Here is a 13,520-nt window from a genome sequence, read left to right as displayed (position 1 = left end):
TCTGTCTCCTCATCGGGCGTAGGCCAGGGGTTCCGCGCCGAGACGCGGCATGAGGTCGTCCAGCAGGCGGTCGCGGGTGGACAGCAGTCGCCGCGCCATCGCCGCGGCGACGCACGCGAAGACCGCCTCGCCGACGGCCGCGTCCTTCGCGCACAGCTCCCTGACGGCCTGGGCGTCGAACTCGAGGGCGTGGACTTCGGTCGTCGCCGTGGCGCCGAGGTGCCAGAGGTGCGGGGGCATGATCCAGGAGCAGCCGAGGAGCGCGCCGGACGCGAGGGTGTCCACGACGGCGTTGCGACGCCCGGGGACGTGCATGTCGAGCTCGACCCGGCCAGTCTCGATGATCCAGAAGCGGTCGGCGTGCTGCCGCTCGCGGAAGATACGTGTCCCGGCGGGGAATTGCACCGGGCGAGCGTGCTCCAGTAGCCGGTCACGCGCCTCGGGAGCGAGTTCGTTCAGCAGCGTCCTCGTGGTGGTCATGAGGTCCTCCAGCCCTTTCCCACAGGCTCGCCCGGGTCGGGTGCCGTCCGGGAGGGCCGCGCAGGTCCCACCCGGGGCCAAAGGGCCCCCGTCAGCGGACCAGGACGGCCTCACCCGAGCGGGGCACGACGGCCGTCCAGCCCAGTTCGTGGTCGATGCGGTCGCGCAGCGCCTCGGACGCGGCCGGTTCGCCGTGGACGAGGTAGGTGGTGTGCGGGGGAGGGGCGGCGCGCAGCCAGCCGATGATCTGTCCGGCGTCGGCATGGGCCGAGAAGTGGGGGACGTCGGCGACCTCGGCCCGTACGGGTACGTACTCGCCGAACATCTTGAGCGTCCGCGCACCGTCCACGAGGTCCCGCGCCCGGGTGCCGGCCGCGGCGAAGCCGACCACGACGACCGCGTTTCGCGGGTCGGGGAGCAGCCGGTGCAGGTGGTGCAGGACACGACCGCCGGTCGCCATGCCGGCCGAGGAGACGATGACGGCGGGTCCCCTGACCTCGTTGATCTCGATGGACTCCTGGACTGTACGCGCGGCGAGGAACGGCGCAGGGCTCAGTGCGGCCTCTCCCTCGGCGAGGATCTCCGGCCGCAGCTCTGTGGACCGCTCGCGCACCGCATCCCGGTACACGTCGAGGGCGGCCAGGGCCATGGGGCTGTCCACGTACACGGGGACCGACCGGGGCAGCACACCGGTCTCGCGCAGCAGGGTCAGTTCGTGCAGGACGACCTCGGTGCGGTCGATCGCGAAGGCGGGGATGACGACGGTGCCGCTCCGGGCGAGGGTCCGGGCGATCACGGCGGCGAACCCCGACCGGGCGGATTCCTGGTCGTGGCGCCGGTCGCCGTACGTGGACTCCATCAGCAGCACGTCGGCACCGGAGAACGGCTCGGGCGGAAGCAGAAGTGGGTGCCCGGGCCGCCCCAGGTCCCCGGACACGGCCAGGGTGTGGCCGTCCTCCAGCGTCAGGTGGGCCCAAGCCGACCCCAGGATGTGCCCGCCGTGGTGCAGCGTCAGCCGTGTGCCGGCCATGATCTCCACGTCCTCGCCGACCGGGACCGGGTCGAGGAACGCCAGGGTCTTCTCCACATCGGAGTCGTCGTAGAGAGGCTTGGCCGGGCGGTGCTTGGACCAGCCGTGCTCATCGGCGTGCCGGGCGGCCTCCATCTGGAGGCGGGCGCTGTCGCGCAGCACGATTCCGGCGAGCCGGGCGGTGTGGGCACTGGTGAGGATCGGTCCCCGGAAGCCCTGCCGGACCAGACGTGGCAGATAGCCGCAGTGGTCCAGGTGGGCATGGGTGACGACCACGGCGTCGACGTCTGCGGCGTCGCGGGCGAACCGTTCCCAGTTGCGGCGTCGCAAGGTCGCGAAACCCTGGAAGAGACCGCAGTCGAGGAGGATCCGCGCATGGTCGCTCTCGACCAGGAACTTGCTTCCCGTGACCGTCCCCACACCGCCCAGGAAACTGAGCAGTGCGGGCCGCGGAGCGGTGGGAGCGGCGTTCGGGGCTGCCTCGGACATGGTCAGCCCTCCTTCGGAGTGGACCGGTCTCCACCTTCGCATTCGGACCGGCCCGGTCCGGAGGTCCGAGCGGGCCCCTTTCGGGGGCCGACCGGCTCATGTGCCGACGGAAGGCTCTGCGGAGCCTGGTGGACGAGGACCGCAGCGCCGCGCGACAGGAAGCAGGTGAGCGCCATGAAGGCTCTCGTCTTCCAGGGGCCGGGCCGGATCGCCTGGCAGGACACACCCGATCCGGGCATCGAGGACCCTGCCGATGTGATCGTCCGGGTCGACGTCGTCACCATCTGCGGCACGGACCTGCACATCCTCAAGGGGGACGTGCCGGAGGTGACGCCAGGCGGTCCTCGGGCACGAGGCGGTGGGCACCGTGGTCGAGGCCGGAGGTGACGTCCGCACGGTACGGCCCGGTGATCGCGTCTTGATCTCCTGCATCTCCGCCTGCGGCAGGTGCCGCTTCTGCCGTGAGAGCCGCTACGGACAGTGCCGCGGCGGAGGCGGTTGGGTCCTCGGCCACACCATCGACGGGACACCGGCAGCAGCCTCGTCCACGATTGGGTGCTGGCCCGGCAGATGGGTGCCGATGCCTGGCGCTACTGCGAGGAGGCCCTGCTCGCCGACGTGGCCGACGTCCAGGGCGGCACGACAGGTGAGGGCATCCATCTCGGCGCGATGGCCGGCACGGTCGACCTCGTCGAATGCGGGATCACGGGACTGGAGACGGGGCCGGAGGGGCTTCGGGTCGCTCCGGTGCCGCTGGCGGAGATTCCCCGGTTCACCTTCACCCTGTGCGTCGGCCGTCATCGAGGGGTGCGCCTGCGGGTACTTCCCGGGCGGCTGGCCATCCGGGTCCCCGCCTCGCCCGAGGGTCCGCTCGCCGTCGTCCTCCCCGGCGACCGGAGGGTCACTGTCGCACCCGGACGGGAGCGTTGGTTCCGTCTGTGAGCCGTGGCTCTGTCCGTGAGACACGGTTCAGCCGAAGGTGAGCACCTCGGAGACCGGACGGCGTGGCGTGGCCCGACCGTGGGGCCCGTAGCCCAGGCGGAACACCATATGGACGAAGCCGATCGTCGAGCCGGGATCGCGTGCGTCGGTACGGAGCTCCGGCCACTCCAGCGGCTGGGACATGAGGGAGGTGGAGAGGCCGTCGAGGGTGGCCTGCAGCAGAATCCTTTGCATGGCCTGGCCGGCCTTCAGCCATTCCTCCCGGGTGTCGCCGACGGTACCGAGCAGTGCGATCTGCGGCCTCTTCTCGAACCGTGCCGAGACCCGGCCGGGCACCCGGCGGGGAGCGCCGAAGTCCCTGACGGGGGAGGTCACGTCGTACTGCCTCGGGCCGAAGGCGTACGCCGGGATGCCTTCGGTGCCGGGTCCTTCCCCGGCCGCACCCGTGCGCGTCCAGGCGGCGATCTCCGCCCGCACGGTCTCGTCCGCCGCCTCGAACAGTTCGGAGGCGTGGACGAGATCCATGACGGTGTCGGTGTGCCAGGCCCCGGGGACGACCAGCCGACAGCCCTCCAGCAGGGCCGCGGCACGCAGCCCGTCGATCACCTCGGAGGGGATCCGCTCCTCGCTGAAGGGGAAGCGACTTGTGTGCCGACGCGACAGCGCGGCATGCAGTACGCCCAGTTCGCTGTCGGCGTCGTCGGGACCGTCGAGGCGCACGTCGGCGAGATGCCACGGGCCATCGGAAGAGGGCAGCAGCCGGACCACGGGACGCAGGCCCCGGTGCGCGGCGGCCACTCGCAGGTTGAACAGGGCGGCGCCGCAGCCGAGGTGGAGGGCGCGGTGGTCCGGGTCCTCGCGCGGCAGGGCGCGCAGCGGATCCCCGTGCAGTTCGATGACTCCGGCGCCCGTCCTGTGGACGAACTTCCAGGGCTGTGCGTTGTGCATGGAGGGAGCCGTGACGGCGTCTTCGATCAGCGACGTCACGAGTGGTCGGGTCAGGGCGGTGGTCGACACGGTTCGTCCTGTCTGCGGTGACTCACCAAGAGATGTCGTGGGGAGTCCGGGTGGGGTAGGTGAGAGGTGTGTCGTCTTCGTGGAAGGAGAGCCGGTCCACGACGGCGACGACGCCGTCCACGCGCTCGGCGAGTCCGACGAGCATCACGGCCTGACTCCGCCGCCGGAGGCGGCCGCCCAGCGTCACCACGCCGTCGAGGACGTGCACGTCCACCGCGTCCGCGGGCAGCTCCATGACATCTGAGAGGACGTCCTCACGGATGCGGCGCCGTATCTCCGCATCCGGGCGGAGGTAGACACAGAGCAGATCGCGGCGGGTCACGATGCCCACCAGTCGTTCCTCTTCGTCGACGACGGGAAGGCGCTCGACTCCGCGGCGCACCATCAGCCGTGCCGCGTCCGCAACCGTCTCCTCGGCGTGAACGGTGACGGCCGGCGTGGTCATCAGGTCCCGCGCAGTCAGCTCGTGGCGGGCAAGGAGGTCGCTCTCGGAGACGACTCCGACGACATGGTCGTCGTCGTCCACGACGGGGACCCCGCTGATGTCGTGCTCGGCGAGCATCTTGGCCACGTCCCTGAACGACGTCGCAGGGACGGCGGAGAGCACGTTGTCGGTCATCAGACCGCCGACCTTCATCTGCTTCATCACCGCGCCTCCCGTTCGAGGGTCCGGACGGTGCTTCCTACGTCACCACCCTCCGACGCGCGCGCGGGGCCTGCGAGGGCCGAACGGTCCACCCTCAGGACCGAACGGGCTCGTCATTGCAGGGGTCGCACCCCGCCCGGCCGAGGGCGGGGACCATTGGTCCCGTTATTGCCCCCAGCGGCCCTCCGGCTCCCCGAGGCCAGCTGCCAGAGTGGAAGGAAGTCTCTCGGCCCTGGGAGGAGAAGCCCATGAACGGAGCCACAGCCCGTTCCGGCCTCGGCAGGGTCGTCGTCGGTGTGGACGGATCACCGTCCGCAGACGCGGCGGCGATGTGGGCGGCGGCGGAGTCGGCGCTGCGGGGCAGCACTCTCTGTCTTGTTCACGCGGCGGACACCGACACACCGGTCCCGTTCCTGTCCGAGGCGGAGATCGTCAGGAGCCGGCAAGCAGGGCGTGAGCTGCTCGACCGGACCGCCGCAGCGATCACGGAGCGCCATCCCGAGCTGGCGGTCGTCAAGGAACTCACTGATGGCCCAGCTCCCGGGAGTCTGCGACGAGCCGCCGCCCTGACGGGCACGATCGTCGTCGGGCACCGGGGTCTTGGCGGGTTCTCCTCGCTGCTGCTCGGATCCGTCGGTCTCGAGGTCGCGGCCGCCGCCACCACGCCCGTGGTCGTGGTGCACGGGGCCGCGGAGCCTGTCGAGGCCGGCGTGGTACTTGCGGCGGTCCGGAACGAGGCCGACGTGGGCTGCGCCCGTGCGGCGGCCCGCGAAGCCCTGCTGCGAAAGGTGCCTCTGCGGCTCCTGCATATCTGGAATGTGGGGCTGTCGGTCGGCTCACGGGCCGCGCTGCGCAACGGTGGCAACGGGAGCGCCCGCGATCACGTACACGTACTGTCCTCGGTCTCGGACCAGCTCCGGGAGGAGTTCCCGACTCTGACCGTGCAGGCCGACGGCCAGAAGAGCCACAGCGTTCCCGGAGCTCTCGTCGACGCGTCGCACCACGCCGACCTTCTGGTCGTCGGCGGTCGACGATCGCCCGGCTACCTCGGACCGACGCTCGGCCGGATCACGTTGACCCTGCTGCAGCACGCCCACTGCCCAGTGGAGCTCATCCCTCGGCAAGGACCCGGACATGGGAGCACGTCATGACCAGCACCACGGATCGCGGCAGCATCGTCGTCGGTATCGACCCGATCAAGAACTGGCACATGGCCCTTGCCTGGGCCGCGGACGAGGCTCACCTGCGAGAACGGGGACTGCGCCTGGTGGTCGCAGTACCACCGCAGCACGACACCCAACACGTCGACGACACCCCCCGTCACCTTGCACAGCGGCAGGTGGGAAAAGAAGCTCTGCATACAACGCTCGCCTGGGCGAAAGCCCGGCAGCCGGGTGTCGAGGCCGCCTCCTCTCTTCTCGACGGGTTCCCGGCAGGGGTCCTGGCCGGACTGTCACACGACGCAGGCATGATCGTGCTGGGATCCCGGCACCTCAGCCGCACCGAGGAGTACCTGAGCGCCGGTTCCCTGGTCGTCCCGGTCACCGCGAAAGCGGACTGCCCAGTGGTCGTCGTAGGCGACGCGGAACACGTCACGCAGGAGATGCCCTGCCTCGTGGTCGGCGTCGACGGCAGCGAGTCCTCCCGAGCGGCCCTGGCCTGGGCCTTTGAGGAAGCCGACCTCCGGCGCTGCGCACTGCGTGCCATCGCCGTCTGGCAGCCCCCCGTCTTCTCCCTGCACAGCTCCGACACGCTGTTCCACGCCGAGCGGCGGCTGCTCTCGGAAACCACCGCGGGCTGGGCGGAGAAGTATCCCGACGTCCGGCTCACCCACGAGGTTCCCATCGGCTCCCCCGTAGAGACGCTCGCTAACGCCGCCGAGCACGCCCTGGCCGTGGTCGTCGGGCGTCGAGGCCGCGGCGGATACACCGGGATGCGCGTCGGCTCCGTCGTCCACGGGCTGCTGCACCGGGCCCACTGTCCCGTGATCACCGTCCCTGCCAGGTGAGCGCGCCATGACGGCGTCGGCTCCGCACCGGGCCCCTGCGCCGGTGCGGGAGACAACGGGACTCACCCAGGAGGAAGCCGCCCGACGGCTCGCCGACACAGGTCCCAACGAGGTGGCCGCGAGAAAGCCCGTACCGCTCCACAAGCGGGTTCTGGCCCAATTGACCGACCCGCTGATCATGGTTCTCCTCGGGGCCGTCGTGCTGACCCTCGCGATCGGTGACCATCCTGACGCGATCGTCATCGGGCTGGTCGTCCTCGTGAACACGACCGTCGGCGTGGCGCAGGAGATCCGGGCCGACAACGCTGTCGCCGCACTCTCTGCCCTCACAGCCCCGCACGCGCGGGTGCGGCGCGACGGCGCCGTCTGCGACCTCCCGGCGGCGGCGGTCGTCCCAGGTGACGTCCTCCTGGTCGGTGAGGGCGACATCGTCGCCGCCGACGCCGAGCTCGCCGAGGCATCCGCGGTACTCGTGGACGAGTCCATGCTCACCGGGGAGTCCGTGCCAGTCGACGCGGACGCCGGTGCGACGCTGAGCGCGGGCACGGTCGTCGTGCGTGGCCGGGGCGTGGCCGTGGTCACGGCGACCGGTGCCGGCAGCGCCCTCGGTCGCTTAGCGGCTCTTCTCGACGAACGTCGCGAGCCGACCCCGTTGCAGCGCCGCCTCGCCGCCCTCGGGCGCGTCCTCGCGGCCGTGACGCTCGCCCTGTGCGTCCTGGTCTTCGCCCTCGGCCTGGTGCGGGGACTCCCGCTCGGCACGATGGCGGTCACCGCGATCAGCCTGGCCGTGGCGGCGGTCCCCGAGTCCCTTCCCGCCGTCGTCACCCTGGCACTCGCACTCGGGGCACGGCGCATGGTCGCCCGGCACGCCCTCGTGCGGCGGCTTCCCGCAGTGGAGACGCTCGGCTCCGTATCCGTCCTCGCCACCGACAAGACAGGCACCCTGACCGAGGGCCGCATGGTCGTCCAGCACGTGTGGACACCGCGGGTGAGCGCCGAACTCTCGGGCGTGGGTTACGAACCCATGGGCGAGGTCCTGGTCGCCGGGCGGCCCGCGGAAGCGGACGAGCTCGAACCCCTGACGGAGCTCCTGACCGTGACCGCCCTGTGCAACGACGCCACACTGCGCCCGCCGGACGACGGGGCCGCCGACGGCCGCTGGACGGCCCTGGGTGACCCCATGGAAGCCGCTCTGCTCACGGCCGCCGCCAAGGCGGGCTGCCCGGATTCCACAGAACTGGCGATGACCCGTCCCCGGCTCGAAGAAGCACCCTTCGACAGCCTCCGCAGACGTATGACCACGCTGCACGCGACCGGGGAGGGCCGGGTGCTGGTCTGCCTGAAGGGCGCCCCCGAAGCCGTACTCGACCCGGCCGTTCTGCTTGATCCTCCGAAGCGGCTCGTGGCGGCCCGCCAGGAGGCCGCGAGCTTGGCCGCCCGTGGGTATCGCGTGCTCGCTGTGGCATCGGGCGTGCGGAACGACATCCCGAGCCCGGTCTCCGCGGCGGAGTCGGGGCTCGCGCTGCTCGGCCTCGTCGCGCTCAGCGACCCGCCCAAGCCGCATGCCACGGCGACCCTCGCCTCCTGCCGGGCAGCCGGCATCACCCCCGTCCTCATCACCGGGGACCACCCGGCGACGGCTCGGGCGGTCGCGTCCCACGTCGCTCTGCTGGGCGACGGCGGTGAATCGGAAGGCCACGTCGTCACGGGGGCAGACGTGGCCGCAGGCCGCGTTGCCGACCTCACCTCGGTGCGGGTCTTCGCCCGTACGGACCCCCAGCAGAAGCTGGACATCGTGGAGGCGTGGCGCGCCCGGGGAGCGGTGACCGCGATGACAGGCGACGGGGTCAACGACGGCCCCGCCCTGCACCGAGCCGACATCGGCGTCGCCATGGGCGCACGCGGCACCGAGGTCGCGCGGCAGGCAGCCGACCTCGTCCTCACCGACGACGAGCTGTCGACGGTCGTGGCGGCCGTCGACGAGGGACGGCGTGTGTACGACAACATCCGCCGCTTCCTCGTCTACGGGATGGCCGGAGGCGCGGCCGAGATCCTCGTCATGCTGATCGGCCCGCTGCTCGGGCTGCCTCTGCCCCTGCGAGCGGGCCAGATCCTGTGGATCAACCTCCTGACGCACGGCCTCACCGGCGTGGCCATGGGCGCGGAGCCGGCCTCCCCGGGAGCGATGCGACGACCGCCACGCCCGCCGGACCAGCACATCCTCGGCGGAGGCGCCTGGCAGCGCCTGCTCGTCCTGGCCGCTGTCGTCACAGCAGCCTCCCTCGGCGCGGGACTCGGTGCTCAGGCGCTGGACCTGGCTTGGCAGAGCGTTCTCTTCCTCGCCCTCCTGGCCGCGCAGCTAGGCGTTGTCCTGGGACTCCGCGCCCGGCTGTTCACGCGCGAGAACCCGTTCCTTCCCCTGTCCGTCCTCGCCTCCGCCCTGCTGGCCGGGGCAGCGCTCTACGTGCCCTTCCTGAGCTCGGTCCTGGAGACCGAACCGCTCGGCTGGGCGGGCATCGGGATCGCCGTGGCTGGTGCCCCCGCGGGGTTCCTTGCCGCGCGAATCGTCCGCACCGCCTTCCGCGGGACACACCCGGCTGGAGCGTCGGGGACACGGGAACTACCGTGAAGAAGTGCCCGTCAGACGAGGACCATGCGCTCGACGTGGCCGGAGGTGGTGATGGAGCACGAGCGGCCGGTGCCGGCGGACAGCAAGCTTCCGCGGCTGAGACTCGACGAACTGCTCGACGAGCTCCAGGCGCGCATCGACGAGGTGAGGGGCACCAGGGACCGTCTCAACGGGCTCCTCGAAGCCGTCATGTCCGTAGGCAGGGAACTCGACCTGCCTCAGGTGCTCAGGGGCATCGTGGAGGCGGCCGTCACCCTCGTGGACGCCGAGTACGGCGCTCTGGGCGTCATCGGGGACGACAAGAAGCTCTCGGAGTTCCTCACCGTCGGCATCGTGGACGATCTGAGGGCGCGGATCGGCAACCTGCCCTCCGGGCACGGACTGCTCGGCGAGCTGATCCGCAACCCCGAACCGCTGCGGCTTCCCGAGTTGTCCGAGCATCCCGCCTCGTACGGGTTCCCGCCCCACCACCCGCCGATGCATACCTTCCTCGGCGTGCCCATCCGGGTCCGCGACGAGGTTTTCGGCAACCTCTACCTCACCGAGAAGCGGGGCGGGGTCGACTTCGACGCCGAGGACGAGGCCGTCGTGACCACTTTGTCCGTCGCGGCCGGCATCGCCATCGAGAACGCCCGCCTGTACGAGGAAGGCCGCCTCCGGCAGCGGTGGCTTGCCGCGAGCTCCGACCTGACCAGCGCCCTCCTGTCCGGCGTGGAGGAGACCGAGGTCCTCGACGGGATGCTGGAGCAGGCCGTCGACATCGCGGGCGCCGACATGGGGGTCTTCTACCTGGTGGGGGACGGCGGCGAGCTGCGGGGCTCGCTCGCCCGCGGCGAGGGAGCCCACGTGCACGCAGGTGTCGTCCTGCCGAGCAGCGAGGGAACTCTGGCCGCCGCCGCCCTCACACAGAAGGACGGCCTGGTCACGGTGGCGGACGTCGAGAACGAGCCGCGCATCACTGTCCAGCCCGAACGGTGGAAGGGGTTCGGGCCGGCAGTGGCCGTCACGGTCGGCACCAAGGAGCGGCTGAGCGGGGTGCTGATCCTTGCGCGGCGCCATGGGCGGTCTCCGTTCACAGGGGCGGAGGTCACTGCTCTCCCTGGATTCGCGGGGCAGGCGGCACTCGCGCTCGAGCTGGCCGACCGCCGCCGTGACGCCGAGCAGGTGAGCCTCCTGGAGGACCGCGACCGGATCGCCCGTGACCTGCACGATCTGGCGATTCAGCGCCTGTTCGCCACGGGGATTACGCTGCAGAGCGTCCGGCGGTTCGTCGAGCACCCGGAGGCCGTAGACCGGCTGGGACGGGCGATCGGCGATCTGGACGCCACCATCAAGATCATCCGGTCGACCATCTTCGGGCTCCGTGAACACGACACCCCCGGAACCGCCCCGAAGCTGAGGAGCCGGGTGGCCAAGGCGGTGGACGAGGCCGCGACCACACTCGGATTCGCTCCCGCCCTGCGCATGGAGGGCCTCCTCGACACGGACGTTCCCTCTGAGGCGGCCGAACAGGTGATCGTGGTCATCGGTGAAGCCCTCACCAACGTGGCCCGGCACGCGCGGGCCCGCCGCGCCGAGGTGTCGGTCGTTGCCGACGAGGGCGTGCTGGCAGTGACGGTGAGCGACGACGGCGTGGGCATAGCGCAGGGCGGCAGGCGCAGTGGACTGCGGAACCTGGTCGAACGGGCCGAGCGGCTGGGTGGAACCCTGTCGGTCCGCGCGCGGGCGGAGCGCGACAGCGGCACGGTGCTCGAGTGGCGGATCCCGCTGCCGACCGAGCGCGATTGAGCTACGCCTCCTCGGTGGCGTCGTGCTCGTGGGCCTGCGCGGCGATGACGGCGGCCTGTACCCGGCGTTCCACGCCCAGCTTCCCGAGCAGCCGGGAGATGTGGTTCTTGACGGTCTTCTCAGACAGATAGAGCTGCTTGGCGATCTGCCGATTGGTCAGCCCCTCGCCGATCAGTTCGAGTACGGACCGCTCTCGCTCGGACAACACCGCGAGCCGCTCGTCCTCCGGCGGCTTGGCTGCCTCCGGGTCCCGGAGCGAGTGCATCAGCCGAGCGGTCGTGGCCGGGTCCAGCATCGACTGCCCGGTGGCCACGGTCCGCACCGCCGACACAAGATCCGCCCCCTTGATCTGCTTGAGGACGTATCCGGACGCGCCAGCCATGATCGCGTCCAGGAGGGCCTCCTCGTCGTCGAACGACGTCAACATCAGGCACGCCAGCTCGGGTATCCGGGACCGCAGCTCCCGGCACACTGAGATGCCGTTGCCGTCCGGCAGCCGGACATCGAGAACCGCCACGTCCGGCCGCAGGGCCGGACCCCTGGCCAGCGCCTGCTCCGACGTCGCCGCCTCGCCGACCACCTCCATGTCCGGCTCGTCATCGATCAGGTCATGAAGGCCCCGGCGGACGACCTCGTGATCGTCTACGAGGAATACCCGCGTGGGTGCGGTGGCTGCCGGCAGATCGGTCATGGCGACCCCTGTGGTCGGTCGGGTGGGTACCGCCCCCATAAGGATTGTCCGTCATGGAGCGCCTCAAGGGGCCGAGATCCATCCGGACGTCGACGACGCCCTCCACGGCCCGCACGGCGCGGACGACCAGCGGCACCAGCGATCTGTCGGAGAGCGACCCACCGATCGTGGCGACACCGTCAGCGACCGTCACATCCAGTCCCACGGTGGCGGCCGGCTCGCCGAGGACGGAGTGACGGATGTCCTCCTCGATCTCGGCGTCCGTACGGAGGAACACCTCCAGCAGATCGCTCCGGCTGACCACACCCTCCAGCATGCCGACGCCGTTGACCACGGGCAGGCGCTTCACCCTCCGCGTCGCCATGATTCGTGCCGCTTCGGCGAGCGTCGCGTCGGGATGGACGGTCACGGCCGGGCTGGACATGATGCGCTTCCTTCACGCCCTCGCCGATAGCGTCAGCGACCTCGCGCGTGTTGCCGAACAGACTCTCGTACACGATCACAGCACGCATCACGACTCATCTCCTCAAGTGCTTCCTTCTCCGCTGCCGCTTCGATCGCCCGCAGCGCTCCGCGCAGCACGATGCCGACGCCCGGGGAAACCAGCGTCCAGTAGCGGCCGAACCGCGCGGTGGAAGCCGGGTCGGTGCAAGCGGTACGTGCTTCATAGGTCAGGAGGGACCGGCGTGCCCCGTAGGGATGGACGACGAAGGCGGCGGCCATCTTCGCCCAGCCGGGCTCCTCGAAGCCCGCGTAGTCACCAGGTTCGACACGGCGCCACTCGATGGTGGGCTTCCACACCTTGCCGACCGCCCCGAAAGCGATCTCGCGCCCCGCGCGCTCCCCGAGGGCAACCCAGGGTTGGATCTCCAGGTCCCCCTGATCACCGGTTGCTGCGGTGTCGAACAGGTCGGACACCCGCATCGAAGCTGGCGTGGCCACGGGCCGACGGCGCACTCGGTCCGGCACTCCACGCGCCCACATGACCACGTCGAACAGCGGCGAGTGAATGGACAGCATGTCCAGATCACGGGCCGCGCGGTACACGACGCCCGGCGCGGCGGCGATCACAGCGCACTCCAAGCGCGAGAACCGGAACTCGGGCAGAGCCGCGTCGAGCAAGAGAGGCTCGGCTGTCGCGGTATCGCTCGGCTGGGTATCCATGGAGACCTCCCCGGATCCGACACCACCAGTCTGGCCCACAGGACAGTCTCGCGCCGGGGTCGACCGTCCCCGAGCGTCTCCAGGCCCCCGTCGCCCTCGCCCCGCTCATCGACCCCAACCAGCGCAGCTTCGGCCACACCGCGCGGATCCGCGTGAGCCCGTCACCTGCGGCCCCAGGCAGCAGATATGGAACAGCAGGGCCGGTGGAGTGCGTTACGCACTTCCATCGGGCAGAGTTTCGGTCCACACAACGAGCGGAGTAAGACCTGTGTCGAGTGCCGAGGCGGCCCCCAGGATCGGCAAGCTAGTACGCGACCGGATCCCAGAGATCATCCGGAACGAGGGAGTCGAGCCGGTCACCCACGTCGCGGGCCCTCAGGAGTATCGGGCCCGGCTGCGGGACAAGCTGCGCGAGGAGGTCGCCGAGTTCCTGGAAGCGGACGAAGAGGCGGCGCCCGGCGAGCTCGCGGACGTGGCGGAGGTGCTGCTCGCGCTCGCCGCCGACCTCGGCATCAGCCCGGAGCAGTTCGAGGTGCTGCGCGCCGCGAAGGCCGACGAGCGAGGGGGCTTCGCCGGGCGGATCGTCTGGACGGGCAACCGCCGGTAGAAGGCGCCGGCTACCGCGCCACGGGGCAG

12 protein-coding genes and 2 pseudogenes are annotated in these 13,520 nt (G+C 70.9%); 7 read left to right on the top strand and 7 right to left on the bottom strand.

Annotated features, from left to right (window positions below):
- Nucleotides 1-9: 9 nt before the first annotated feature.
- Complete coding sequence (locus tag ACFVQZ_RS01375; protein WP_383618671.1) at nucleotides 10-480, bottom strand: cyclic nucleotide-binding domain-containing protein; 471 nt, start codon at nucleotides 478-480, stop codon at nucleotides 10-12.
- Between the two features lie 91 nt (nucleotides 481-571).
- Nucleotides 572-1,999 carry an MBL fold metallo-hydrolase RNA specificity domain-containing protein gene (locus tag ACFVQZ_RS01370; RefSeq protein ID WP_383618669.1) on the bottom strand — a complete coding sequence of 476 codons (1,428 nt, stop codon included), beginning with the start codon at nucleotides 1,997-1,999 and terminating at the stop codon, nucleotides 572-574.
- Between the two features lie 174 nt (nucleotides 2,000-2,173).
- Here ACFVQZ_RS01370 and ACFVQZ_RS01365 point away from each other — a divergent pair.
- Both ACFVQZ_RS01365 and ACFVQZ_RS01360 read left to right on the top strand, forming a co-directional pair.
- Nucleotides 2,174-2,534, top strand: a pseudogene (locus ACFVQZ_RS01365) (alcohol dehydrogenase catalytic domain-containing protein); the annotation flags it as partial.
- Nucleotides 2,535-2,554: 20 nt separating this feature from the next.
- Nucleotides 2,555-2,941 (top strand): hypothetical protein, encoded by a 387-nt coding sequence (locus tag ACFVQZ_RS01360; RefSeq protein WP_383618667.1) that lies wholly within the window; start codon nucleotides 2,555-2,557, stop codon nucleotides 2,939-2,941.
- 27 nt (nucleotides 2,942-2,968) lie between these two features.
- Here the strand turns inward: ACFVQZ_RS01360 and ACFVQZ_RS01355 are convergent, their stop codons facing one another.
- Entirely contained in the window at nucleotides 2,969-3,958 is a 990-nt protein-coding gene (locus ACFVQZ_RS01355; RefSeq protein WP_383618665.1) for an Acg family FMN-binding oxidoreductase, read from the bottom strand.
- 22 nt (nucleotides 3,959-3,980) lie between these two features.
- On the bottom strand, nucleotides 3,981-4,604 hold the full coding sequence (locus ACFVQZ_RS01350) for a CBS domain-containing protein (RefSeq protein WP_383618663.1): 624 nt from the start codon (nucleotides 4,602-4,604) through the stop codon (nucleotides 3,981-3,983).
- Between the two features lie 248 nt (nucleotides 4,605-4,852).
- Here ACFVQZ_RS01350 and ACFVQZ_RS01345 point away from each other — a divergent pair, with 248 nt between their 5' ends.
- The 4 genes from ACFVQZ_RS01345 to ACFVQZ_RS01330 are packed head-to-tail and all read left to right on the top strand — an operon-like array spanning nucleotide 4,853 to nucleotide 11,029.
- The gene (locus ACFVQZ_RS01345; protein ID WP_383618662.1) at nucleotides 4,853-5,755 is read left to right on the top strand and encodes a universal stress protein; all 903 of its coding nucleotides are present in this window, start codon (nucleotides 4,853-4,855) and stop codon (nucleotides 5,753-5,755) included.
- The gene (locus ACFVQZ_RS01340; RefSeq protein WP_383618659.1) at nucleotides 5,752-6,612 is read left to right on the top strand and encodes a universal stress protein; all 861 of its coding nucleotides are present in this window, start codon (nucleotides 5,752-5,754) and stop codon (nucleotides 6,610-6,612) included. The genes ACFVQZ_RS01345 and ACFVQZ_RS01340 overlap by 4 nt, the downstream gene beginning before the upstream one ends.
- 7 nt (nucleotides 6,613-6,619) lie before the next feature.
- Nucleotides 6,620-9,241 (top strand): cation-translocating P-type ATPase, encoded by a 2,622-nt coding sequence (locus tag ACFVQZ_RS01335; RefSeq protein WP_383618657.1) that lies wholly within the window; start codon nucleotides 6,620-6,622, stop codon nucleotides 9,239-9,241.
- 24 nt (nucleotides 9,242-9,265) lie between these two features.
- Nucleotides 9,266-11,029 (top strand): GAF domain-containing protein, encoded by a 1,764-nt coding sequence (locus ACFVQZ_RS01330; RefSeq protein WP_383618655.1) that lies wholly within the window; start codon nucleotides 9,266-9,268, stop codon nucleotides 11,027-11,029.
- 1 nt (nucleotide 11,030) lies between these two features.
- On the opposite strand, the gene ACFVQZ_RS01325 is transcribed toward ACFVQZ_RS01330, so the two are convergent.
- From ACFVQZ_RS01325 to ACFVQZ_RS01315, 3 genes and pseudogenes are all read right to left on the bottom strand, one after another.
- Nucleotides 11,031-11,720 carry a response regulator gene (locus ACFVQZ_RS01325; protein ID WP_383618653.1) on the bottom strand — a complete coding sequence of 230 codons (690 nt, stop codon included), beginning with the start codon at nucleotides 11,718-11,720 and terminating at the stop codon, nucleotides 11,031-11,033.
- 73 nt (nucleotides 11,721-11,793) lie between these two features.
- Nucleotides 11,794-12,147: pseudogene (locus ACFVQZ_RS01320) on the bottom strand (CBS domain-containing protein); the annotation flags it as partial.
- A gap of 29 nt (nucleotides 12,148-12,176) precedes the next feature.
- Nucleotides 12,177-12,884, bottom strand: coding sequence for a hypothetical protein (locus ACFVQZ_RS01315; RefSeq protein WP_383618651.1), 708 nt, complete (start codon nucleotides 12,882-12,884; stop codon nucleotides 12,177-12,179).
- Here ACFVQZ_RS01315 and ACFVQZ_RS01310 point away from each other — a divergent pair.
- Nucleotides 12,883-13,491, top strand: a complete 609-nt coding sequence (locus ACFVQZ_RS01310) for a nucleoside triphosphate pyrophosphohydrolase (RefSeq protein ID WP_383618649.1) — start codon at nucleotides 12,883-12,885, stop codon at nucleotides 13,489-13,491. The genes ACFVQZ_RS01315 and ACFVQZ_RS01310 overlap by 2 nt on opposite strands.
- Nucleotides 13,492-13,520 lie beyond the last annotated feature (29 nt).

Source organism: Streptomyces sp. NPDC057854, from assembly GCF_042797055.1.
Classification (GTDB): domain Bacteria; phylum Actinomycetota; class Actinomycetes; order Streptomycetales; family Streptomycetaceae; genus Streptomyces.
The sequence above is the reverse complement of the archived record's forward strand: the minus strand, read 5'-3'. Positions and strand labels throughout refer to the sequence as shown.

Coding starts and splice junctions, on each gene's coding strand:
- ACFVQZ_RS01315 (WP_383618651.1), bottom strand. CDS start 12,884: ATGGATACCCAGCCGAGCGATACCGCGACAGCCGAGCCTCTCTTGCTC.
- ACFVQZ_RS01310 (WP_383618649.1), top strand. CDS start 12,883: ATGGAGACCTCCCCGGATCCGACACCACCAGTCTGGCCCACAGGACAG.
- ACFVQZ_RS01375 (WP_383618671.1), bottom strand. CDS start 480: ATGACCACCACGAGGACGCTGCTGAACGAACTCGCTCCCGAGGCGCGT.
- ACFVQZ_RS01370 (WP_383618669.1), bottom strand. CDS start 1,999: ATGTCCGAGGCAGCCCCGAACGCCGCTCCCACCGCTCCGCGGCCCGCA.
- ACFVQZ_RS01345 (WP_383618662.1), top strand. CDS start 4,853: ATGAACGGAGCCACAGCCCGTTCCGGCCTCGGCAGGGTCGTCGTCGGT.
- ACFVQZ_RS01325 (WP_383618653.1), bottom strand. CDS start 11,720: ATGACCGATCTGCCGGCAGCCACCGCACCCACGCGGGTATTCCTCGTA.
- ACFVQZ_RS01330 (WP_383618655.1), top strand. CDS start 9,266: ATGCGCTCGACGTGGCCGGAGGTGGTGATGGAGCACGAGCGGCCGGTG.
- ACFVQZ_RS01340 (WP_383618659.1), top strand. CDS start 5,752: ATGACCAGCACCACGGATCGCGGCAGCATCGTCGTCGGTATCGACCCG.
- ACFVQZ_RS01350 (WP_383618663.1), bottom strand. CDS start 4,604: ATGAAGCAGATGAAGGTCGGCGGTCTGATGACCGACAACGTGCTCTCC.
- ACFVQZ_RS01335 (WP_383618657.1), top strand. CDS start 6,620: ATGACGGCGTCGGCTCCGCACCGGGCCCCTGCGCCGGTGCGGGAGACA.